The sequence below is a fragment of the Lederbergia lenta NBRC 16444 genome, assembly GCF_001591545.1.
Taxonomy (GTDB): domain Bacteria; phylum Bacillota; class Bacilli; order Bacillales; family Bacillaceae_C; genus Lederbergia; species Lederbergia lenta.
Map to the genome: position 1 here is coordinate 46,171 of NZ_BCVC01000006.1, position 23,646 is coordinate 69,816.

Sequence of the window (23,646 nt, forward strand, 5' to 3'; positions counted from 1 at the left end):
GGGAATCTATATTATAATAGGCTGAGATAATGGAAAGAAGGGAAGTATATGCTTGTTGCTGAGAGACAACAGAAGATTGTTGGACTTGTAAATGAACGGAAAAGTATTCGTGTAACAGAATTAAGCCAGATTTTTTCCGTCACAGAAGAGACCATCCGTAGAGATTTGGAAAAGTTGGAAGGAGAAAAGAAACTCTCTAGAAGTCATGGGGGAGCGATAAGCATTAGCCCTACAGATTCCTTGGAGATTCCTTATACTGAAAGAGAAATAATGAATGTAAAAGAGAAGAAGGAAATTGCTCTTGAGGCAGTGAAACATGTTAATGAAGGAGATAAAATAATCCTAGATGCAAGCACAACTGCATGGTATATGGCTAAAGCAATGCGAGATAAACCAATAACTGTATTAACGAATTCAATTAAAGTAGCAATGGAATTAAGCCAAAAGAAACAAATTACGGTTATATCGACAGGAGGGACATTACTCTCTAAATCACTATCCTATGTAGGGCCTTTGGCAGAATCATCGTTGGATACATACCACGTAAATAAAGCGTTTATATCGTGTAAGGGGTTACATATGGAGAATGGGATTAGTGAGTCAAATGAAGAACAATCTCGACTGAAGAAAATGATGATTGATAGAGCAGATCTTATTTATATTATGTTGGATCATACAAAATTTGGTGTCCAAGCTTTTTCTCGGATTAATAATTTGAATGTAATTGATCACATTATAACGGATAGCAAAGTCGATGATCAAACGGTCCAACAATTAACTGATCGATCGATTCCTTTAATAAAGGTATAATTGCATCATAAATCACTTGAAGTAATGATAAGAGAGGAGTCTCCAAGAAGTCGTAGAAGTTCAACTTTTTGGATACTCCTCTTTTTTTATTGGGTCGTAATAACATTATCTATACATAATGGGAAATGAATCACCGTTGATTTCCGCTTCAGTCGCTTTGCTCCTTGCAGGGTCTTACCTGTCACGCTTGATTCTCTCAGAGTCGCCACCTTACGCTTCCATCAATTTGGTTTTCATTTTCTCATAGTGATTTTGTTCCAATCATATAAATATAGTAAGAATTGTATACCTTCTGTAGAATCTGTATTAATGAAGGAATTGCATTAAACAAGCAAACCCTATTAGTTTTTAAAGCTTTGGAATGTGAAAGCTTACTGTGGTACCTTGATTAGGAGCACTTATTATTTGTAATCCCTCTCCATTTAATTGCTTTAATCGCCTAATAGTGTTGGTTAAACCAATACCACTTAATTTATTACGTTGGCCATTAAGAATATCCGCTACTTTACTTTGGCTCATTCCGACGCCATCATCCACTATTGCAATTTTAAAGAAAGTAAGATGATCAGTAATTTGAATACATATTGTGCCCCCATTTGGGCGCTTAAGAACACCGTGTCTAACAGCATTTTCAACGATAGGCTGAATGGATAGTGGAGGGATTTTTAAAGAAAGTTGTTCATCAACCTCCCACTCTACTTGTAGCCTTTCTCTAAAGCGTTCTTTTTCAATAAATAAATAAGAACGTGTAAGGGCAAGCTCATCCTTAATTGGGATCACTGTTCTTGTATTGTCTATAGCAAAGCTTCTCCGCAGGTAATTTCCAAATTCCTCAAGCAGAATAACCATTCTCTCTGAATCAATTTCACTTAGAGCAGCAATCGTATTTAATGTATTAAATAAAAAATGTGGTTGAATTTGAGCTTGCAGCCATGCAGCCTCCATCCCCAGTTGATCCTTGACCGCTCTTTTTAAATCGATTAACGCTTTAACACGGGATTTCAATTCTAATGCTTCGACTGGCTTTACAACATAATCATTAGCGCCCATGCTGAAGGCGGTATATACATCCTCCACTTGTCCACGAGCAGTTAGCAGTAAAATCGGCAATTCAGAGATAGAAAATTGCTTGCGAAGTGTTTGGGTTAATTCATACCCGGATATATGAGGCATCATCACATCAGAGATAATCAAATCCCATTCACCTTTGTTTATGTGAATCAATGCGTCTTTTCCACTTGTTGTAGTGGTAATATCATATTCTGAAGAAAGGATATTATTTAATACAATTAAGTTAACCGGATCATCATCAACAACAAAAATCTTAGCCTTTGGTTCGTCACTACTAATAGCTAATAGGGGTGGATCGATTAGTTCTGACTCTTTTACTTTAGGTAATACCTTATTAATACTAATAGAAGCAGCGACTTCTGATTGAGCTGCCTTTTCAATAGTAGGTGATTCGGCTAATAGAAGTGTGAAGGAGAAAACGGATCCTTGGCCTGGCGATGAATCTACGTTAAGCTCCCCACCGTGTAGTTCGACTAACTGTTTGCAAATACTAAGCCCTAAACCAATGCCACCACCAATAGATGTCATGCTAGCATTTTCTTGTATGTACGGATCAAATATCTTCTTTTGCGTTTCGGTATCGATCCCAATACCGGTATCACGTATATAAAATATTGCGATCTTTTCGTTATAGTCACCATATAGCGTGATAGTACCTTCATTTGTATATTTAACCGCATTATGAAGGAGGTTAAATAAGATTTGAATTAGTCGATTTTCATCTGCTATCACTTTAGGAAAATCAACTGGAATGTCGAGATGTAAATGAATATTCTTTCCCTCTGTCATAAAACGGATCATATCGAATACACCAGAAGCAATCGCGTGAATACTAATACTTTCTTTGTGAAGGTGAATATTTTTTTCTTTTAAATGCGTAATATCGAGAAGGTCATTGAGTGTATATGTCATCCTCCGTCCTACTTTAATAAGTAGTTCCAAATTTCTCCTATTCTTATTCGTTAAAAAATCGGTTTTATCATCCAAAATACTTTGGGCAATGTTAATTACACTATGGAGAGGATTTCGCAATTCATGCGACGTGTTTGCTAAAAACTCATCCCGCATTTTATCAGCTTTCTGAAGTATCTTCGTTTGTTCTCGATTTTGATTGAAAATTTGAATATGACGTTTAAATAGAAAAAAGGTAAAAACCATAATCGCAATAATAAAGTCATATGGATAATAAGGGATTTTTATCAAGTTAGCATTTATAGCAATTCCCCATAAAATATTGACAAAATTACCTGTATTGGACAAAAGGATAAAAATTGCATCTGAATCTCCCTTTCGAATAATATGGATTAATAGTATAAACATAAGTAGATAGGTCATAAAGTTTAAAAGCATCGTAATAGGGCCTATAAACATCATGTATGGAAAAGGAATGAATAAAATGACGACCCCTAAAATACTATACAGTGTTAAAAATACTTGAATAATCCGGCTCTTTAAGCTAAAGGCAGATGCGATAAATGCGAGCATAAAAAATAGGACACCAGCAAAGGATAAATACATTAATTTCAGTGACCACTTGATATCAATCGGTAACCAAGAAAATAATATTCTATCTTCATCTACTAAAATGGAGAAAATGGCAAAAACGAGTAATAAGCTAAAGTAAATGAGTTCTTTTTGTTGTTTGCCAATGATGTATAAACCGAGAGCATACATTCCATGTAATAATAAAATAACACATACGATCATTTGCATTGATCTTGATGAATTTGCCTCTTTACTTATAGCCGGTTCTGTTCCAAATTTTATTGATTTAGGAATTCCACCGGTATAAGTGGTTTCATAGTTCGCTACATGAATGATGACTTCCATTTGATCGCGCTCTGTTTGAAAGATGGCTGAATATGGGCCGAGTTTCCCAGTGTATTGGCTAGCGGACTTCGCTGGTTGGCCAGACTCAGCTATTAATGAGCCATTTATAAAAACTTTTGATGCTGTCGAAATATCTCGTACATAGATGCCATATAATCGCTGCTTATTTTCAGGAAGTAAGATTTTTAAGCGATAAGTGGCGAACCCTTGAGGTGAAATAATCACATTATCAGATATCGTTTTGTTCCAGTTATTAGGTATAGAAACTAGGTGTTTATCTAGCGCTGTACTCTGATAATGATCTGAGTTAGGGGGAAGAAATTGATTGGGATAAAACTCCCACTCTCCATCTAGACTAATCGTTTGCTCACTATTAAACTCCCAATCTTGCAAATCTATTATTCCATTCTTTGCTTGAGGGTGATCTGGAGTGGAGTGAAATTTAATCCATGTAATACGAAAACTAGTTAGCACAAATATAAATAGACCAATAATAAGAAAAATTCTTCGCTTAGACATGTATTGATTTGTTAACATCGTCTCTTTTCCATCCCTTTATATAGTTATGAATAAAGTATTTTAATTTTCTCCCCTTTGAATAGGAGGGACTCAAAGAAGAATGAGTCGATATACTGACCTATTATATTTATACCAGAAATTTACCTAATGGGTACCATTTTCCAAAAAATAATAAAGGAAGTTGAGAGAGGATGACAGAGTCTAATTTCTATAGCAACTTTTCTAGGTTATTATGGTGGCTAATCAATTAGTATGAGTAATGAGTGGAATCATGATCTTTCTATAAAATAAAACGTTTAAATGATTGATAATATGTAATAAAACTATGTGTAAGGAGAATTTATAAAAGAATGAATATTTTATAAATATAAATAAGTTGCAAATATGCCCATTTACCAATATTTATATGCAATTTTATAGGAATTTACCTTGCATTTTCTATGAATATTGATTACACTAAGATGCATAATTATTCTTAAATAATCTTAAAAATACATGGGTAAATATATAAAAGGAGTATACATCATGAGTAATGCAACGAGCAAAAAAGTTACGAAGAAGCCCCAAGGTAGAAACATTAACGCCTTCGTGTTAATTTTCTGTGTGATGGTAGTAGCGGCAATATTAACATATGTTGTCCCAGCTGGGGAATATGAAAGAGTAGAAGTAGACGGACGAACAATTGTAAATCCTGATTCATTCCAGTTTACAGAGCAATCCCCAGTTGGATTTTTTCAAATTTTCACCAGTATTCATTCAGGAATGATATCTGCCGCCGGTATTATCTTTTTTGTTTTAATTATTGGTGGAGCGTTTGGAGTATTGAAGGCAACAGGGGCAATGGATGCTTTTATCGTTACAATTACGAAGAAATTAGCCAATAAGGAATTGTTTCTTATCCCGGCATTAATGCTATTTTTTGCTGTTGGTGGCACATTAATGGGGATGTCAGAAGAAACGATCGTCTATGTGGCCATTATCACACCACTTGCTATCGCACTTGGATTTGACTCTATTGTTGGATTTGCCATCGTTTCATTGGCCGCGAATATTGGATTCCTTAGTGCTGTGCTCAATCCATTTAACGTCGGAGTCGCACAGGGTATAGCGGAGTTGCCGACATTTTCCGGTATTGGACTTAGACTCATCATGCTCGTTACATTTTATTTAGCTGGTGTTATCTATGTATACCGTTATGCTAAAAAAATTAAGGAACAACCTGAACTGCGCTTTATAGGAAATACGAAACAAAGCAAGAACGAATTGAATAAGAAAGATATCAAGTTGGAAACTCGTCATAAATGGGTATTAAGTGTCTTTTTACTAAACTTTGTGATTTTAATTATTGGTGTATTAAAATTCGACTGGTACATTACGGAAATTGCTGGATTATTCCTTTTATTTGGTATCCTAATGGGCTTTATTGGTAAGTTAACGCCAAGTAGCATCGCAGATAACTTTATGGATGGTGCGAAAGATGTTATTGGTGGAGCATTAATTATTGGATTTGCTCAATCGATTCTAGTTATAGTCCAAGACGGTAAGTTAATGGATTCTGTTTTATTCTATGCATCTACATTGCTTAACCAATTATCACCAGCTTTTAATGCCGTTGGTATGTTTTTTGTGCAGCTATTTTTAAACTTTCTCGTTCCATCAGGAAGTGGACAGGCCGCACTTACAATGCCAATCATGGCGCCGCTTGCTGATTTAGTCGGTGTAACAAGACAAACAGCAGTGCTTGCATTCCAACTTGGTGATGGAATTACGAACTCAATTTTCCCGACATCGGGCGTACTAATTGCAGGCCTTGCAGTTGCTGGGATTCCTTATACAAAATGGTTCAGATGGGTACTTCCCTTTATTTTAATCGAAGTCGCACTCGGCATTATTTTCTTACTTATTGCCCAAGCCATCAAATACGGACCATTTTAACAAGAAAAGCGCAAGGCGCCCGTTAAACGACGTACAAACCGCGCTCACAAGACGTGGGTGCGTCGAAGTTGCCGCAGGATGGCGGTATTCTTAGTTGAGGGATCTTATGTTATTTGTTTCATACTTAGACGTTTTCAAAATTGCAAAACATGGTCACGAAAAGAAAAAGGAGAATCATCATGTTACCAACTAAATTAGTAGACTCGGCTTTAAAAGCTTGGACAATAGAACAACGCAGACATTTTCACATGAATCCTGAATTATCAGGACAGGAATTTGAAACAGCTGCTTATGTACGAAAAACATTAACAGCATTCGGTATTTCGATTGATGAAAACTACTCAGCACCAAACGTTGTAGCCTATTTGCAAGGTACAGAAGGTAAAAAAACCATCGCGCTTCGTGCTGATATGGATGCATTACCAATCGAAGAAGAAGGGGAGAACAAGCCATATATTTCCCGGAATCCAGGTGTATCACATGCATGTGGTCATGATGGTCATACAGCTATTTTATTAGCTGTTGCTAAATGGATGAGTAGCAATCAAGATCAAGTGAAAAATAATATAAAATTTATTTTCCAAAGCTCAGAAGAAGCGTCACCAAGTGGAGCGGAGCAACTAGTAAAAGAAGGAGTTCTAGATGGAGTAGACTCTATTTTTGGTATTCATCTGATGCAAAATCTTCCAATAGGGAAGATTGGATTTGCAACAGGTCCAGCTATGGCATCGTGCAATGATTTTGATATTAAGATTAAAGGAATTGGTGGACATGGCGGTCAGCCACAAGATGCGATCGATCCCATTTATATTGCATCTCATTTAATTCAAGCATTCCAATCGGTTGTAAGCAGAAGTCTGCATCCACTTCATGCCGGTGTTATTTCATTTGGTGGCATACAAGCGGGAAATTCGTTTAATGTTATTCCTTCTGAAGCAAGATTAACTGGAACAATTCGCGCGATGACTTATGAGGCTGCTGATTTAATGCACACAAGAACGAAACAACTGACGGAATCCATTTGTGCCAGCTTTGGGGCCACAGGTGACTACGAATATATTATAGGTACACCACCACTATATAATCATCCTGAAGCTTGTGAATATGCGGAAAAAATCATTGCCCAAACATTTGGAGCTGATACTTTTTCCGTAATGGATCCATCTATGGGTGCGGAGGATTATTCTTACTATTTGAAAGAAAAGATGGGTGCGTTCATAAATGTAGGGATGCAAAGTAATAAAAGCGAATACCCTCACCATCATCCGAAATTTGATATTGATGAAGATGCCATTCCAACAGCGATTGAATTGATGATTCAACTTGCACTAAATAAATAAAGTCGAAGCACACTCATTTAATGGGTGTGCTTTTTTTGATGCACTCCTGTTAAAGGGTAAAATGAAGCATTTGGTTTGTTTCTACATTTTGGAAAAGGAGGTAGCGTAGAGTGCTAGGATAAAAGCAAAATGGCTGAACGGAAAAGTCCCGTTCAGCCATTGAAATATATATTGAATTATGTTATTCTTAATTTTGTTTGACCTTTTAATGCGTGTGTATATTTGTATCCAATTTAAATTATAGCACAAGGGTAATTGGGGTGTCAAACATTTTTTTCGAAAAAAGAGGGAGTGTGAGTTGCCGAATGAATAAGGAGCGAGAAAAAGAGCAGCAAAGAGTCGATTTTATTCAGGATGTACTTGATAAAAAAATGAAGCAGCTTCATGGAAATATGGGCGGGCTTAAAGAAGGAATTATTGAACTTCGAAAGAATTTTTGGGAAGATGTTACGGTCAATCTAGATGAGCCGGATGATGTAATTGAGACCTTTACAAGTATTAAACAACAAGCTGAACTTCTCGCTGAACGGGAAAGAACTCACGGACATTCGAATACACAACTCAAACAGATCGATAAACTGAAAAAGTCTCCTTATTTTGGTCGGATCGATTTTCATGAAGATGGTGAGAGAGAAACGGATCGCACATATATAGGTGTGGCTTCCTTGATGGATGAGAATGACGAAGAGTTTCTAATTTACGATTGGCGTGCACCAATTTCCAGTCTGTATTATGATTACTCGCCAGGCCGCGCTATCTATAAAACTCCGTCGGGCATGATTGAAGGAACGATGGAATTAAAACGGCAATTTATTATAAAGGAAGGTCAGCTAAAAAGTATGTTTGATACAGGTGTTACGATTGGTGACAGCTTGTTGCAAGAAGTGCTTGGGGGAAACGCAAACACGCAGATGAAGAGCATCGTATCTACCATTCAGCGAGAACAAAATGATATTATTCGTAATGAGCGAAGTAAGTTCCTAATTGTTCAAGGAGTTGCTGGAAGTGGAAAAACGTCGGCAGCTCTTCAAAGGGTTGCTTATTTGCTCTACCGGTATCGAAATACGCTATCAGCTGATAATATTATGCTTTTTTCACCCAATCCTCTTTTTAATAGTTACGTGGCAACCGTGCTTCCGGAGCTAGGGGAAGATAACATGGAGCAAACAACATATCAACAATATTTGCTTACGAGACTCGGAGGAAGATTTGATATAGAAGATCCTTTTTCTCAATTGGAATATACGCTGACTGCAATAAATGAGCCGGGATATGATAGTAGGATGAAAGCCATTCAATATAAATCGAGTATCGGCTTTAAGACACTTATTGATGAATATATAAACGATCTTTCTGAGCAGGGACTCATTTTTAAAAACATTACTTTCCGTGATCGCACAATTCTTTCCGCACAGGATATATCTAATATTTTCTACTCTCAAGAGAAATCTATCTCTATCCCAAATCGTTTAAAGTTAACAATGGAGCAAATAATAAGGGAACTTGCTAGAGAAGAAAAAGTAGAAAGGTTGAAGGATTGGGTTATCGAGGAAGCGGAGTTATTAGATAAAGCCGATTATTTAAAGGTATTCAGGCAGGTACAAACAGAACAGGAAAACGTGGAAGATGTTTTTGGAGATACGGAACGAGAATTGCAGCTTATGGCAAAAGCAATTGTAAGTAAGCATTTTACACCTATTAAGAGAGCCGTAAAGCGATTTGGATTTTTAAATGTGCCGGCTTTATATCGTCAATTGTTTAAACTAAAAGGATCATTTAAACAGCCAGATGGTTGGGATGCTATTTGCTCTGACACAATAGATCGATTGAACTCTAATTATATGACTTATGAAGACGCAACTCCGTATTTGTATTTACAAGATCAACTAGAAGGCAGAAAATCCAATACACTCATTCGTCATTTATTCATTGATGAAGCACAGGACTATTCGTCTTTTCAATTGGAGTATCTCAGGCAGCTTTTCCCGAATAGTAAAATGACCATTCTGGGTGATATTAATCAGGCAATTTATGCACATACAAATAATGCGCCTACTTTATTGGAAGCAGAGATGGATCATACGGAAAGAATTGTATTGAAAAAAAGTTACCGTTCGACAAAACAGATTGTAGAATTTACAAAAGGGCTGGTATCTGGAGGAGAAATGATTGAGCCGTTCAATCGCGAGGGGAAAAAACCAGTTTTAATGCATGTAGATAATACTCACTCTTTACATATAAATATAGAGGCTTGTGTAAAGGGTTTAAAAGAAAATGGCCATGAAACAATAGCTATTATTTGCAAGACACTGGAAGAAAGCCTCCATGCATATGCCATATTAGGAAAAATGCTACATATCCGTCATATGGATAAAAACGCAAACTCCTATAATAAAGGGGTCGTCATTCTTCCAGTATATTTGGCAAAAGGAATCGAATATGATGCTGTTATTATTTATAATGCGTCTAAAGAGCAATATAATAGGGAGAATGAGCGTAAGCTTTTTTATACTGCGTGTACAAGAGCGATGCATGAGCTCTATCTTTTTTATATGGATGAAAAAACTCCGTTTATTGATGAGATTTCAGAGGAAACATATATAATGGAAAAAATGTAGATAGATTCTAATTATAACGACTATAAGCTCTGTAGAGTAATTCTCTATGGGGCTTTTTCCTCTTCTATTCTACCTGCATTATCATACAAATAGTTCTTTGTATTGTTGAGATAGTTAGGGATTTTAGGTACTAAGTAACCTTTTTTCATAACCTATGGAAAATTTACACAATAATACTATTATAAGAATTGACTAAAAAATATGGAGTGGAAGTCAAATGAAGAAACGTCTATTTATTATTTTTGCCTTATTACTTTTATTTGCTGGTTGTAGCGACAATAATGGAAAAATCGAGCACTGAAAATATACACGCCGATGACTTATTGGATGAATTAAGAAATAAAGAAATAATTTCTCTTGATATGAGGACTGAAATATGGAGAGAACTTGATGCTCGAAGATTAGATATTTGGAGATATGGTTACGAGACAAAAACAGATAAATGGCGAGAATCATATGATAATGGAAATGAAGAATGGCGAAGAATTTATGAAGAAGGTAATAATAAGTGGCAAGAATATTATTATAAATGATCATTATTTTGGGGGAAAACGGATATCGCTGTTGCAATATCCGCTTTTTGTAATGAAATTGTAATATTAAAGAGATGTAATGGTAATAAAATATAAGCAGTAGAAACAGAGTCTTATATCTCTTATAAATCCCTCTATATTAATAATATAGAACCATTATTAAAGCATGATAGATAAAGATAGTGATACAGTTATATTACATTCTGTGGAATCATCTCAAAATCAAAGTATTCTATGCTAAAGTAAAACACGTGAAAATACGAAACATCAATAATCTAATTATATAAATGGGAAGCAATCTTAGGGGGATTTACAGAATGGATTTGCAAGGAAAGCGGTTAAAAGGCATCAAGCCAGCCGGGTTTTTAATAAAGATGTTCGTTTTTATGATGGTATTCACAACTGTATCAATTACTGCGACAGCTAATACGAAACTGGATACAGTGTATCATGTATACCTTGACGATCAATATCTTGGACCTATTTCTGATCAAAAGATTACGGATCAGGTAGTGGACGAGGCAGTTGAAGCAAAACAGAAGGATTATAAAGACTACCAATTAGAATTAGGAAATGAACTTACATATATTTCGGAACAAGTTTTTCGTCCGAATGCAGCAGACAATACTGTTGTTGATAAATTGAAGGACCAGCTGACGATCAAAACAGAAGCAATTGGGTTAACACTGAATAATAAAGTGATCGCATATGTGAAGGACGAGGCGGAAGCCGAGTTGGCTCTGAAAAAATTCAAGTTACTATTTGTTTCTGAAGAGGAATTAGAGCAAGCTGAATCAGAAGAAAATAAAGTGACATCATTACCATCACTTAAAAGTGGAGAAAGTCGGATAAAAGATGTCCACATGGAAGAAGAGATAACTTTTTCTTCTGATTTAATTCTTCCTAATGAAATGCTTACTGCAGATGAAGCGGTAAAATTGTTTCAAAAAGGTACATTAGAAGAAAAGACACATGAAGTAAAACAAGGAGATGTGTTGGGAACGATTGCTGATACCTATCAGTTAACAAGTGAGCAGCTTATACAATTAAATGAAGACTTGACGGAAAAATCCGTTTTGCAAATTGGGCAAGAATTGAACGTACTTGTGACGAAGCCTCTTCTCCATGTAATGGTAGAAAAAGAAGCTTACCAGGAAGATACTGTAGACTATGAAAAAGAATTTATTGAAAATAGTGAGATGCCAAAAGGCGAAACAAAAGTGACACAAACGGGCAAGAAGGGTAAAACTGCTTTCACCTATAAAGTGATTGAGGAAAATGGGAAACAGGATAGTAAGGAAATAATGGATGAAAACATAATAGAAAAACCGATTAACGAAATGATCGAAAAAGGTACGAAAGTTATTCCTTCACGTGGAACTGGGAAATTTACTTGGCCTGCTTCTGGAGGGTATGTATCTAGTGAAACGGGACAGCGTTGGGGTAAATTGCACAAGGGAATTGATATTGCTCGTCCAAGCAATCTTACTATTAAGGCTGCAGATAATGGGATTGTTAGTTCCGCTGGTTGGAATAATGGTGGATATGGAAATAAAATTGTTATCGACCATCAAAATGGGTATCGAACAGTGTATGCACATTTAGACTCCATTAGTGTTTCGGCGGGACAAAAGGTTGAAAAAGGCTCTTCGATTGGAATAATGGGTGCCACGGGAGATGCTCACGGAGTACACCTTCATTTTGAAATGTATCAGAACGGACAGCTGAAAAATCCTCTAAGTTACTTTTAACAAAGAGACAGGTCAATGAAGCCACAGCGCTTTTGGACCTGTCTCTTTCAATGTGTTAAAATAAAGAGATTAAGAGTACACATACTTTTACGTTTATATAGATGATAAATATTTTTAAAGGAGATAAATGCCATGGAGAAGAAGATACTTGTTGTGGATGATGAAAAGCCAATTGCTGATATTCTTCAATTCAATTTACAAAAGGAAGGCTTTACCGTGCAATGTGCTTATGATGGAGATGAAGCACTTCGACTTGTGGAAGAAATGAAACCAGATATGATCTTGCTAGATATTATGCTACCGATACGTGACGGCATGGAGGTGTGTAGAGAAATACGCAAGAAATATGACATGCCGATTATTATGCTAACAGCAAAAGATTCAGAAATAGATAAAGTGCTAGGACTTGAACTTGGTGCAGATGACTATGTAACAAAGCCATTTAGCACGAGAGAATTAATTGCACGAGTGAAGGCAAATTTACGTCGACATTCTCAAATTTCTCAGCAAATAGAAGAAGAGGAAAATAATGAAATTACAATTGGGACGCTCACTGTTCATCCGAATGCCTATGTCGTTTCAAAAAATGGTGAAACAATTGAATTAACACATAGAGAGTTTGAGCTTCTCCATTATCTGGCCAAACATATTGGACAAGTAATGACAAGAGAACATTTGTTACAAACCGTTTGGGGATATGATTATTTTGGAGATGTTCGAACAGTTGACGTAACGGTAAGACGTCTCAGGGAAAAGATTGAGGATAGTCCAAGTCATCCGACATGGATTGTGACAAGAAGAGGCGTGGGTTATTATCTACGCGCACCTGAACAGGAGTAATCTGCATGCAAAAAGTAAGCTTCTTCCGTTCTATTCATCTTAAATTTGTCCTTATTTATCTTTTGTTAATTATTATTGCTATGCAGATTATTGGTGTTTACTTCGTTGGAAAATTAGAAGACCGGCTCGTTAAAAATTTTCAAACAGCGGTCGAGGGGAGACTCCCACTTTTAGAATATAATATTAGGGAAGAATTAATTAAAGATAGATCAGGGGCAGATATACCACCTCTTGAAACAGAAGTCCATAATTTACTTTTGGACTTCTCTGCGTCAGATATATCAGAAGTACGTATCATTAATAATCGCAGTTTGATTATTGGCACGTCTGATCCAAGCAATCAAAAGATTGTTGGACAGAAAATGACAGATGTGATGGTGAAGCGGACGCTGACATACGGTGAAAAGGAAGATAGGCTTTTTCTTGATAAGCAATCTGATGGTAGAGTGTGGATTTTAACCTACCCGATTAAATCTGGTGACGAAATAATTGGTGCTATATATGTTGTTGCAAAGATTGAAACCGTGTTTGAGCAAATGGACGAAATTAATAATATATTTATCACTGGGACAGCTATTGCTATGCTTATCACTGCCATTCTAGGTATTGTATTAGCAAGGATGATTACCCGGCCAATTGCTGATATGAAACGTCAGGCAACGGCAATGGCAAAAGGGAACTTCTCTCGTAAAGTGAAAGTATACGGTCCAGATGAAATTGGACAATTAGCACAATCCTTTAATCATTTGACAAAAAAATTACAAGAAGCTCAGGCGATGACAGATGGAGAACGTAGAAAGCTTTCTTCTGTTTTAACCTTCATGACAGATGGAGTAATAGCGACTGACCGAAAAGGTCGTATTATTTTAATCAACGAAAGAGCGGTGGAAATGCTAAATGTTTCACGTGAAACAGTTGATGGTCAGCCTGTAATTGAAGTATTGCAATTAGAAGAGGAATATAGCTATGAAGACCTGCTTGAAGAGCGGGAATCACTTATATTAGACTATAGTACGGATAAATATCCATATATATTACGTGCCAATATTTCTGTGATTCAGCGTGAAACTGGGTTTGTAAATGGTTTGATTGCTGTGTTGCATGATATTACAGAACAGGAAAAACTAGATGCAGAGCGTAGAGAATTTGTTGCGAATGTTTCCCATGAATTAAGAACACCACTAACCACTATGCGCAGTTATTTAGAGGCTTTGTCTGAAGGTGCATTACATGACAAAGAATTAGCGCCACGCTTTTTAAGTGTGACTCAATATGAGACAGAGCGAATGATTCGACTTGTGAATGATTTACTGAACCTATCAAAAATGGACAGTAGAAACTATGAAATCAATGCTAATTGGATTGATTTTGTTAAGTTTTTCAATCATATTATTGATCGCTTTGACATGATGAAAGAGCGTGACATTACATTTAAAAGATTGTTGCCAAATAAAGTGATATTTGTAGAAGTAGATGAAGATAAAATTACTCAAGTAATTGATAATATTATTTCTAATGCATTGAAGTACTCTCCAGATGGTGGTCAGATTACATTTCGTCTGAAAGAACTTGATGGAAAAGTAGAAATAAGCATTAGTGACCAAGGAATAGGTATACCTAAAGATAATATTGATAGAGTCTTTCAGCGTTTTTATAGGGTGGATAGAGCAAGAACTAGGCAATTAGGTGGAACAGGACTGGGGCTTGCTATTGCGAAAGAAATGATCAGTGCACAAGGTGGAGAGATTTGGGCAAAAAGTAAAGAGGGTAAGGGTACGACCATATTGTTTACTTTGCCTTATGACCCTGTACAAGAGGATGATTGGTCTTGAGATATGAAACTATAAAATCAGTAGTACTCCTGTTACTTGTAGTTGCAAGTGCTGCTCTTACATGGAGCTTATGGACTTATCAACCACAGCTTGAATCTAGTGATAAAAAGAACGTACATGAGGTGTCTATTTCTAATCAAGAGGAACCTGATGGCTTGATTAAACCAAATCGTGTTCTTTTCCATCTCGACAATGTTCATTATGGAACTGTTAAGGATAAAGATATCGATCCACTTATTAATGAAATAAGAGGATGGAATTTTTATGATATTAGCCAAGCAAAAGTTTTAAGTGACGCTCGGATTCATGATATTTCCCATACGAATAATAATGTTGAAATTTACTTTCCTGATTTAGTCCCATTTGAACTGTACAAAGGGGTACTGCACGTAGAAACAAATAATGTGCCAAATGCTGCTTTCAACAGGATTGTCATTAATTTAGCTAGCGATTCACAAGATGGTGCCACCATTTACTTTGTTAATACGAAGGAAAATCGAGTGTTTGAAAGCCATGTCAATCCGGAACGAATATCAGCTTTAATCACAAAAATTAATGACGACAAGAAAAAGTATGAGAAATATGGAGAATATACTTTACCTAGCAATCAGACGATATTTTTGCCTGAAAATAAAACGAAGTTAGATGAATACAAATACTACGCAGATTATATTGATCCAGAGAAGTTTAAGAATGCTCTTTTCAAAGATCCAAGTGCTGTTAGAAGAGATATATTGGCTAATGGAGAAAAATTCACAGATATTTCTAGTATGATGAACGTAGATTACAACACAAATATGATTTTTTATATTAATCCTGGACAAGACCCAGGAACATTAAATCTACAAGAAAGTGATAAACATGTGTTAAATAGAAGTATTGATTTTGTTAATGAACATTCAGGTTGGACAGATAAATATCGATATTTTTCGCTTGGATCTTATCAACAGACAACCGTTTTTCAACTGTTTATACAAGGACGACCTGTTTTTAATGAGGATGGTATGACAGAGATTCGCCAGGTATGGGGAGCGGAGGAGATTTATAAATATAGACGGCCTTATTTCTCTTTAGACATTTCTATCCCTCTTACTGATAAGAAGTCAATAGAATTACCTTCTGGTGAAGAGGTGCTAAATTACTTAAAGGAAAGCTCTGATATCCAAGAGGATATAGATCTACTTGAAGATATAATGATCGGATATAAGCTTGCCATTGATCCTGAAAATCCTAAGGTATTTGTACTCGAGCCTTCTTGGTTTTACCTATATGGAGGATCTTGGCTTCGTCTCACAATAGATGATACAGGAGGGGATTTCCTTGGATTGGAGTAGGATAAAAAGTATATTTATTATCGCCTTTCTGATCCTCGATCTCTTCCTATTTAGCCAGCTGTTAACAAAACATCAAACAAATCAATTAGAAGTAAAAGGCGATGTCTCACTGAAGGAAAACATGAAAGACGATGGTATTGTGTATGATGACCTTCCAATGGAAATAGTTAGCGACCAGTATATGAGCGCTAATACGAAGGTTTTTTCAGAAGATGATATAGAAGATTCGAAACATCAAGTGATTACGCTAGAAGGTAATACACTTATCCGTGCAGAGTTGAAAAAGCCAATTAAACTGACGGAAAAAGCCGATTTATCAGAGCTAAATGCATTTATTAAAGCTAATGTGTTAGAGGGAAGTCAATACGACTTCTGGAACTATGATAAAGAAGTCGGAACCATTACCTATTATCAAACATTCCATAATAAATTCATGTTCTTGAATCGAAGCGCGTATCTTACTTTTTATGTGAATGAATCAAATGAAGTGTATGCATATGATCAAACAATGCTAGAAACAATTGAACCCATAAATGAACAAGAAGAAGTGCTAACGGCTTTTCGGGCTTTAGAGGCTTTATATCTAAAAGGAGCCCTAAATCCGAATAGTGAAATCATAAGTGCGAAGCTCGGCTACTACACGCTCGTAAGTATGGAAGCGACACAGGTTCTTACACCTACATGGCATTTCGTGGTGGAGCATGAAGGTGAGCAAGAAAACATGCTTGTGAATGCATTTGATGGTCAAGTCATTCAAATGAATACAAGCCCAGATAAAAACATATTGGAGTGAAAGGAATGGCAATGAAATTTAGCGTGCTTGCAAGTGGCAGCTCTGGAAATGCTATTTATGTAGAGACAGATGAGCATTCCTTTTTAGTGGATGCCGGTTTGAGTTGCAAGCAAATAGGCAATTTATTTCAGCAAATAGGACGCGATCCTGCTAAGTTAGACGGCTTACTTGTCACACATGAACATAGCGACCATATTAAAGGAATTGGCGTAATGGCGAGAAAGTATAAGCTGCCTGTGTTTGCAAATGAACGAACATGGCAAGCGATGGATGGGCTTATCGGTGAAATTGCAACAGAACAAAAATTTGTTTTTGGCATGGAAACAGTTCAATCATATGGCGGTTTAGATATTGAATCCTTTGGTGTTTCTCACGATGCGGCAGAGCCAATGTTTTATATATTCCGTTCTGGAGGAAAAAAGCTTGTCATCGTAACAGATACAGGTTATGTCAGTGACCGTATGAAAGGCATTATCTCTGATGCAGACATGTATGTATTTGAGAGCAATCATGATATTGATATGTTGCGGATGGGTAGATATCCGTGGAATATAAAACGCAGAATTTTAAGTGATGTTGGTCACGTCTCTAACGAAGACGCAGCACTAGCAATGAGTGAAGTAATTGGTGACAATACGAAGCGAATTTACTTGGCCCACTTAAGCCGCGATAATAATATGAAAGATTTAGCAAGAATGAGCGTCCAACAAACACTCGAGGCACAAGGAATGGCTGTCGGATCACAGTTTGAACTGTTTGATACAGATCCTAGCATACCAACAGATTTAACTGCAGTATAATCAATGTTTCATCCAAGTCCCAATAAGGGAATAGAGAATGAAAACTTACGGAAAAGTTACCGTTTGTTTTCATTCTTTTTATTTTGGATTTTTGATGTTAGTGATACAGTTAATTGTCGCAATATAGGCTATAATTTAAGTTATTACTAGTTATAAGTAAAAAACAGCTTTTTTCATGTAATACATTTTGGAAATTCATCTTTGACTATTATAATAATGGCAAGGAAAGGCAAACTAAGCATATGCAAAGAAAGGAATGGTTGAAGTGGGGTTTTATGATGATCACAGCCCAAACCGTTACAAAACAAGAAAAGGCGGCAAATTTGGGTTCTTTTCAGGTTTAATTGGTGGAATCATTGGTGCTTTGCTCGTTGCCATGATTTATCCAGGAATATTTGGTGGAGGTACGAATCAGACATCCATTGAAACGAATAAAGGAAGTAATAATCAAACAATCACAAAAAATCTATCACTTGATGTCACTACAGATGTTACAAAAGCAGTTGGTAAAGCAAGTAAGGGAGTTGTTGGGATTACCAATCTCCAATCAGCTAACTTCTGGTCAAATGGAAATGGCGAAACGGAAGAAGCTGGAGTTGGTTCAGGGGTTATTTATAAAAAGGCAGGAGATATTATTTATATCGTAACCAATCATCACGTTGTGGAGGGAGCAACAGAACTAGAAGTCACATTGGCAGATAGTACAAAAGTGGCTGCTAAAGTTCGAGGAAGTGATGTGTGGACAGATTTAGCAGTAGTTGAAATGAGCGCTAAAGGAATCGATGATGATTTAATTTCGGAATTTGGCGATTCCGAAGCGTTGAAAATTGGTGAACCTGTTATGGCAATTGGAAATCCGTTAGGGTTACAATTTTCTGGGTCGGTTACTCAAGGTATCGTTTCAGGTGTGAATAGAACAGTGCCAGTAGATATTAATAAGGATGGAATACCAGATTGGCATGCAGAAGTTATTCAGACAGATGCTGCAATTAATCCTGGTAACAGTGGAGGCGCTCTTATCAATATCGCTGGACAAGTGATTGGCATTAACTCGATGAAAATCGCTCAAAGTGCTGTAGAAGGTATTGGTTTTTCTATTCCAATTAACTATGTGATACCAATCATTGATGATCTTGAAAAGTATGGAGAGGTAAAACGGCCAGCAATGGGAGTTTCACTTAGAAATGTGAGTGAAGTTGCCGCATACCATCAGCAGCAAACATTAAAGCTGCCAAATAATGTGTCAGAAGGTATCATGGTCGAGCAAGTTGTTCCAAATTCATCGGCAGATAAAGCAGGACTACAGGAGTTAGATGTTATTACAGAACTTGATGGAGAAAAGGTTGCGGACGTACTTGAGTTACGTAAATACTTATATAACCATAAAAAGGTTGGCGACTCAATGAAAGTGAAATATTACAGAGCTGGTAAAGTAAATGAAATAACACTTACATTAAGTGATGAAACAAGAATGTAAATGTGGATAAATAAAAGCGGGGAGGCTATCAACAGCTTTCCCGCCTTTTTGTTTAGTGTTAAAATAGGTTGTGGATAAGTGTTATGGAAAATGAGTAAAATTGCAAGGTAAAATGGCGAAATAAAAGATGGACGAATCTGAATATTGTACCAGATTCAAATACACACTAAAAACCAATAAGGAAGAGGGTTTCAGATGATTTTTTGTTGTAAAGAACACGTAGAATTAGCACTTGATATTATGGTCGACGAACATGAGTTAGCACCGATTTTAGAAGAGGTAAAAAGGGAGATCGAGTTATCCACACCCTGTGAATATTGTTCGAATCCAGCAGCTTATATTGTGGCGAACAAAAATTCGGGCACATAATGTGGATTGATTTTGTGGATATGTGGATAACTATTGTGGATAGCTTGTTTGCAACCTGTGTGTAACATATCCGCAATGAAGGGAGAATGCAAGGTTGAATATTTCAATTATTTCCATTGGTAAATTAAAAGAAAAATATTTAAAACAGGGAATCGAAGAATACCTAAAGCGTCTTACAGCCTATGCCAAGGTAGATATCATAGAACTCCCCGATGAAAAAGCCCCAGAAGTATTAAGTGAAAATGAAATGGAACAAGTTAAGAAAAAAGAAGGCGAGCGCATCCTTGCTAAAATCAGCCCTGATGCCCATGTCATCGCACTCGCAATCGAAGGAAAAATGAAAACCTCCGAGCAACTAGCCGATCGAATAGATCACTTAGCTACATATGGAAAAAGTAAAATAGTCTTTGTGATCGGCGGCTCACTCGGATTGAGCTCCGACGTGATGAGTAGAGCTGATGAAAGCTTGTCTTTTTCTAAAATGACATTTCCGCATCAATTGATGAGATTGATATTGGTGGAGCAGGTGTATCGGGCGTTTAGGATTATTCGGGGGGAACCGTACCACAAATAGAGGCAAAAAAAGTTGTAGATAAGGTGGTATTTTGTTGTCGGAAGCGGGCAATGGTTGTGAAAATCCAACATCTTTATCCGTTTTACGATACAACAAATGAATTAGAGTAAAAGTCTTTGATATATTGACCTCTGAAAAATCAAAGTCAAGTTCAACCTGTTGAATGGTTCTTGAGCGATTCTCCAGTTGTCTAATTGAAATTTTACCTATAAGTAATTGGAGTAATTGCTTTTTCCCATCTCTTGAAGAAACGTTGTAGATTTCTATGAACTTTTCTAATAGAATACGAACCAATTCATGCGGAATGAATTTTGCATCTGATGAGCTTAGTTGTATGCTGAGTTCATTTTTCTTTTGTTCCAAGTGTGTTTTGTCCTTGTCTACTTGTTGTAATCGTTCCTGTAAGATTGTGATAGGGAAAAGGTTTTGTTCGAATGCTTCTAAATATTTCTCTTGAAGCTGTTGTATGTCTATCAGTTCCTGTTCTGTTTGCTTTAATTCTCTTTTTAGCTCAGAAATAGAGTGTAGAGATTCCTTATTTAAGTATTGTATTGTTGAGATGAATCGTTCTTTATTAGCAAGGAAGTTTTCAATTCGCTCAAGCACTTTATTTTCTGCTTCATAAGCCTTGATCCCGTTAGATCTACATGCTGTCGATCCCTTGTTTTGAAAGTCGGAGCAAACATAATAACGATGTTTACGTTTTGTGCCGTCTTTTCTTGTGTAAGTGGTGATAGCAGGAACCATCCCTTGACCACAGACAGGGCAACGAAGAAGTGAGTTTAATAAAAATGGTTTATTAGATTGGCGTTGTTTAAAGGATCTGCTCTTTCTTCTTGCCTGCACTAAATGCCAAATGTCATCTGAAATAATTGCCTGATGCTTTCCCTCTACAAGGATGGGATTAGGGTTTTTACCTTTCCTTCGTTTTGTATCCCAATCCTCCACTTTAAGCCAACTTATTTTTCCATTATAGACGGGATTATCCAAAATTTGAGCTACCCCATTGATAGAAAATAAACGATTTCTTTTTGTTCGATGACCAGATTTGTTTAATAGGTTAGCAATTGCCTTTAGACCCTTTCCTGATAAATATTGTTCATAAATTAGCTGTACTACTTTAGCTTCTTGTTCATTGATTACAAGTTCTTTTTTTATCGAATCATAACCGAATACAATACCTCCGTTCCAAGAACCCTCTAAAGCCCTTTGTTTCATTCCCAATTTGACGTTTTCAGAGAGTGTGTTACGCTCCATTTCCGCAATAGATGCCATTAACTGGACAACAAGCCGACCAATTGGACTTCCGGTATCAAAGTTCTCACTGTAGGAAATAAACTTAACGTCGTTTTCCTCAAATTTATCCAGCATGACAAGCGTATCAAGCATATTGCGTGATAATCGGGAAATTTTCCATACAATTACGGCATCAAATTTATTCAATTCTACATCCGCCATTAATCGTTGCATTGCAGGACGACCTTTAATATTTTTCCCGCTTATCCCTTCGTCAACATATTCATTTGATACTTGCCAATTGTAGAGGTTTGCATAGTTACGTATGGTTTGTAATTGAGCTTGAATACTATATCCTTCGCTCGCTTGTTCTTCGGTACTCACCCTACAATAGATTGCAACCTTTCTAATTTTATCCATAGTATCTTCTCCTTTCAAATTAATATTAGGCTGCAAATAGAAAAAAGGAAAGGATGTTCCCTTTCCCTATGATGCAGACTGATACAATTGTGAAATATGTCTTAAATCAAACTTGAATTTAATTTCCTTTATGGTTCTTTCCTTTGTTGAATTCCCCGGATTTACATTGATACTATCAATAAAGGAATGTAGAATTTTTTTCTTATCTTCATCCGCCATAATTGCAAAGAAAGATTCTATCTCATTGACTGCCATTGCAATATTTTCACATAAATTTGGCTTTTTTCGTTGTTTTAGCTGAGCCTCCAGTACATCAAGAAATTGTGTTTGCTCACTTTCCTCCTGTTGAATGATTTTCATTTCTTGTCTGAAAGTTTCTTCATCGAGAGTACCTTCGCTTGTCCATGAGATAATCTTGCTTTTTTTCCTTGATAGATGCTGAAGGTTTTTTTTCATCATTATAATTTTATCTTCAATGGGTTCTACTTCGCTTGAAATAGTAGAAACTGTGGAGTTTATAATGGGGGAGGTGAGGTTTAAAGTTTTTAATGTATTGAAAAAGTGATTGAATACGTATTGTTCAGCGTATTCCTTGGCGACAAGGTTAGAATGGCAGGCACTCCTACCACTGCTTTTATTTCTGTTGCATTGATAGTACTTATATTTCTTGCCACTGTTTCCTTGAACCATTGGGGAATCGCATTCTGGACACTTGATAAGGCCGGATAATGGATATGTACCAGGATGGAGCTTTCGGGGTAAATAACTTTTTATTTGAAGCATTTTTTGGGTTTTGTTCCAAAGTATATCGTCAATAATTCTTATGTGCTTTCCTTTTCGATAGTTACCCCTCCATTTAACTTCGCCAATATAAATCCTATTATTTAAAATTGTTCTTACGGCAGTAATTGACCAAAATTTTCCTAATCTTGTCCTAAATCCTTGTTCATTAAGATTCGCAGCGATTTTTCGGTATCCCCATTGATCAATGGCATATTTCTTGAAGATATACTTCACCACTTTTGCCTCATTGGCATCCATTTTTAGTTCTTTATTCTCAGTATAGTAGCCGTATACTCTTCCGCCGTTGAAATTACCCTTTTCATAGTTTTTTTCCATTCCAGTTGAGGTTCGGAATTTAATTGTATCCCTTTCAAGCTCTGCAACTAAGGACATGAATTGATATAGCAGCTTTGCATTTCTGTCTCTAGTATCAATGTTATCTGCTATACAAATAAGGTGTTTGTTTGCCTCTGTCAATCGTTTGTAAATGTACAAAGCATCGAGATTATCTCTTGAAATACGATCAGACTTAAATGCTACTACATAATCAATATTTTCCTCCTTATCAAAAGCATGATTATACATCTGCTTAAACTGTTTTCTATCCCTGATGTTTTCTGCGGAATAAGCTCCCTCATCATAAATATGAACGAGAGTAATTTGGTTGTTTTTACAGTACTTTTCTATTTCCTCCTTTTGTTTCTCAATGGATGTGTTATCTAATTGTTTGTCTGTGCTTACACGTACATACCCGATCGCTCTTGCCATGGATAGTTCACTC

General features: G+C 36.4%; 16 protein-coding genes and 1 pseudogene. 14 read left to right on the forward strand and 3 right to left on the reverse strand.

Translation table 11 applies throughout. The annotated features are described in order from the left end of the window. Positions 1-48 precede the first annotated feature (48 nt). On the forward strand, positions 49-810 hold the full coding sequence (locus tag BLE01S_RS16055; protein WP_066144682.1) for a DeoR/GlpR family DNA-binding transcription regulator: 762 nt from the start codon (positions 49-51) through the stop codon (positions 808-810). Between the two features lie 348 nt (positions 811-1,158). Here BLE01S_RS16055 and BLE01S_RS16060 read toward each other — a convergent pair whose 3' ends face one another. Further along, positions 1,159-4,248, reverse strand: a complete 3,090-nt coding sequence (locus tag BLE01S_RS16060; RefSeq protein WP_082788775.1) for a hybrid sensor histidine kinase/response regulator — start codon at positions 4,246-4,248, stop codon at positions 1,159-1,161. Positions 4,249-4,755: 507 nt separating this feature from the next. On the opposite strand from BLE01S_RS16060, the gene BLE01S_RS16065 reads away from it, so the two are divergent. The 13 genes from BLE01S_RS16065 to rlmH all read left to right on the forward strand — a co-directional run bounded on the left by BLE01S_RS16065 (position 4,756) and on the right by rlmH (position 20,426). Then, the gene (locus tag BLE01S_RS16065) at positions 4,756-6,165 is read left to right on the forward strand and encodes a YfcC family protein (RefSeq protein ID WP_066144685.1); all 1,410 of its coding nucleotides are present in this window, start codon (positions 4,756-4,758) and stop codon (positions 6,163-6,165) included. Positions 6,166-6,344: 179 nt separating this feature from the next. Next, entirely contained in the window at positions 6,345-7,505 is a 1,161-nt protein-coding gene (locus BLE01S_RS16070) for a M20 metallopeptidase family protein (protein ID WP_066144688.1), read from the forward strand. A 305-nt stretch (positions 7,506-7,810) separates the two neighbouring features. Next, on the forward strand, positions 7,811-10,123 hold the full coding sequence (helD, locus tag BLE01S_RS16075) for an RNA polymerase recycling motor HelD (RefSeq protein ID WP_066144691.1): 2,313 nt from the start codon (positions 7,811-7,813) through the stop codon (positions 10,121-10,123). A 281-nt stretch (positions 10,124-10,404) separates the two neighbouring features. Further along, positions 10,405-10,656 (forward strand): hypothetical protein, encoded by a 252-nt coding sequence (locus BLE01S_RS16080; protein ID WP_066144694.1) that lies wholly within the window; start codon positions 10,405-10,407, stop codon positions 10,654-10,656. Between the two features lie 317 nt (positions 10,657-10,973). Next, complete coding sequence (locus BLE01S_RS16085; protein ID WP_066144697.1) at positions 10,974-12,407, forward strand: M23 family metallopeptidase; 1,434 nt, start codon at positions 10,974-10,976, stop codon at positions 12,405-12,407. A gap of 132 nt (positions 12,408-12,539) precedes the next feature. Beyond that, positions 12,540-13,247, forward strand: a complete 708-nt coding sequence (gene yycF, locus BLE01S_RS16090; protein ID WP_066144700.1) for a response regulator YycF — start codon at positions 12,540-12,542, stop codon at positions 13,245-13,247. A 5-nt stretch (positions 13,248-13,252) separates the two neighbouring features. Next, positions 13,253-15,079, forward strand: coding sequence for a cell wall metabolism sensor histidine kinase WalK (gene walK, locus BLE01S_RS16095; protein WP_066144703.1), 1,827 nt, complete (start codon positions 13,253-13,255; stop codon positions 15,077-15,079). After that, positions 15,076-16,413 carry a YycH family regulatory protein gene (locus tag BLE01S_RS16100; RefSeq protein WP_066144706.1) on the forward strand — a complete coding sequence of 446 codons (1,338 nt, stop codon included), beginning with the start codon at positions 15,076-15,078 and terminating at the stop codon, positions 16,411-16,413. Before walK ends, BLE01S_RS16100 begins: the two co-directional genes overlap by 4 nt. Further along, entirely contained in the window at positions 16,400-17,206 is an 807-nt protein-coding gene (locus tag BLE01S_RS16105) for a two-component system regulatory protein YycI (RefSeq protein ID WP_066144711.1), read from the forward strand. Before BLE01S_RS16100 ends, BLE01S_RS16105 begins: the two co-directional genes overlap by 14 nt. Positions 17,207-17,211: 5 nt before the next feature. Next, the gene (locus BLE01S_RS16110; RefSeq protein ID WP_066144714.1) at positions 17,212-18,006 is read left to right on the forward strand and encodes an MBL fold metallo-hydrolase; all 795 of its coding nucleotides are present in this window, start codon (positions 17,212-17,214) and stop codon (positions 18,004-18,006) included. Between the two features lie 265 nt (positions 18,007-18,271). Continuing rightward, positions 18,272-19,483, forward strand: coding sequence for a S1C family serine protease (locus BLE01S_RS16115; RefSeq protein WP_066144717.1), 1,212 nt, complete (start codon positions 18,272-18,274; stop codon positions 19,481-19,483). Positions 19,484-19,678: 195 nt separating this feature from the next. Beyond that, positions 19,679-19,852, forward strand: coding sequence for a CxxH/CxxC protein (locus BLE01S_RS20515; RefSeq protein WP_082788778.1), 174 nt, complete (start codon positions 19,679-19,681; stop codon positions 19,850-19,852). 94 nt (positions 19,853-19,946) lie between these two features. Then, on the forward strand, positions 19,947-20,426 hold the full coding sequence (gene rlmH / locus BLE01S_RS20520; protein ID WP_082788779.1) for a 23S rRNA (pseudouridine(1915)-N(3))-methyltransferase RlmH: 480 nt from the start codon (positions 19,947-19,949) through the stop codon (positions 20,424-20,426). A gap of 603 nt (positions 20,427-21,029) precedes the next feature. Here the strand turns inward: rlmH and BLE01S_RS21215 are convergent. Both BLE01S_RS21215 and BLE01S_RS16125 read right to left on the reverse strand, forming a co-directional pair. Continuing rightward, positions 21,030-22,082, reverse strand: a pseudogene (locus tag BLE01S_RS21215) (recombinase family protein); the annotation flags it as partial. 66 nt (positions 22,083-22,148) lie between these two features. Continuing rightward, positions 22,149-23,633 (reverse strand): recombinase family protein, encoded by a 1,485-nt coding sequence (locus tag BLE01S_RS16125; RefSeq protein WP_066144722.1) that lies wholly within the window; start codon positions 23,631-23,633, stop codon positions 22,149-22,151. Positions 23,634-23,646 lie beyond the last annotated feature (13 nt).

Excerpts from the sequence above, each read along its gene's own strand:
- BLE01S_RS16085 (WP_066144697.1), top strand. The coding sequence starts at position 10,974 with ATGGATTTGCAAGGAAAGCGGTTAAAAGGCATCAAGCCAGCCGGGTTT.
- BLE01S_RS20515 (WP_082788778.1), top strand. The coding sequence starts at position 19,679 with ATGATTTTTTGTTGTAAAGAACACGTAGAATTAGCACTTGATATTATG.
- BLE01S_RS16065 (WP_066144685.1), top strand. The coding sequence starts at position 4,756 with ATGAGTAATGCAACGAGCAAAAAAGTTACGAAGAAGCCCCAAGGTAGA.
- BLE01S_RS16055 (WP_066144682.1), top strand. The coding sequence starts at position 49 with ATGCTTGTTGCTGAGAGACAACAGAAGATTGTTGGACTTGTAAATGAA.
- BLE01S_RS16125 (WP_066144722.1), bottom strand. The coding sequence starts at position 23,633 with ATGGCAAGAGCGATCGGGTATGTACGTGTAAGCACAGACAAACAATTA.
- BLE01S_RS16070 (WP_066144688.1), top strand. The coding sequence starts at position 6,345 with ATGTTACCAACTAAATTAGTAGACTCGGCTTTAAAAGCTTGGACAATA.
- BLE01S_RS16110 (WP_066144714.1), top strand. The coding sequence starts at position 17,212 with ATGGCAATGAAATTTAGCGTGCTTGCAAGTGGCAGCTCTGGAAATGCT.
- helD (WP_066144691.1), top strand. The coding sequence starts at position 7,811 with ATGAATAAGGAGCGAGAAAAAGAGCAGCAAAGAGTCGATTTTATTCAG.
- yycF (WP_066144700.1), top strand. The coding sequence starts at position 12,540 with ATGGAGAAGAAGATACTTGTTGTGGATGATGAAAAGCCAATTGCTGAT.
- walK (WP_066144703.1), top strand. The coding sequence starts at position 13,253 with ATGCAAAAAGTAAGCTTCTTCCGTTCTATTCATCTTAAATTTGTCCTT.
- BLE01S_RS16060 (WP_082788775.1), bottom strand. The coding sequence starts at position 4,248 with ATGTTAACAAATCAATACATGTCTAAGCGAAGAATTTTTCTTATTATT.
- BLE01S_RS16080 (WP_066144694.1), top strand. The coding sequence starts at position 10,405 with ATGGAAAAATCGAGCACTGAAAATATACACGCCGATGACTTATTGGAT.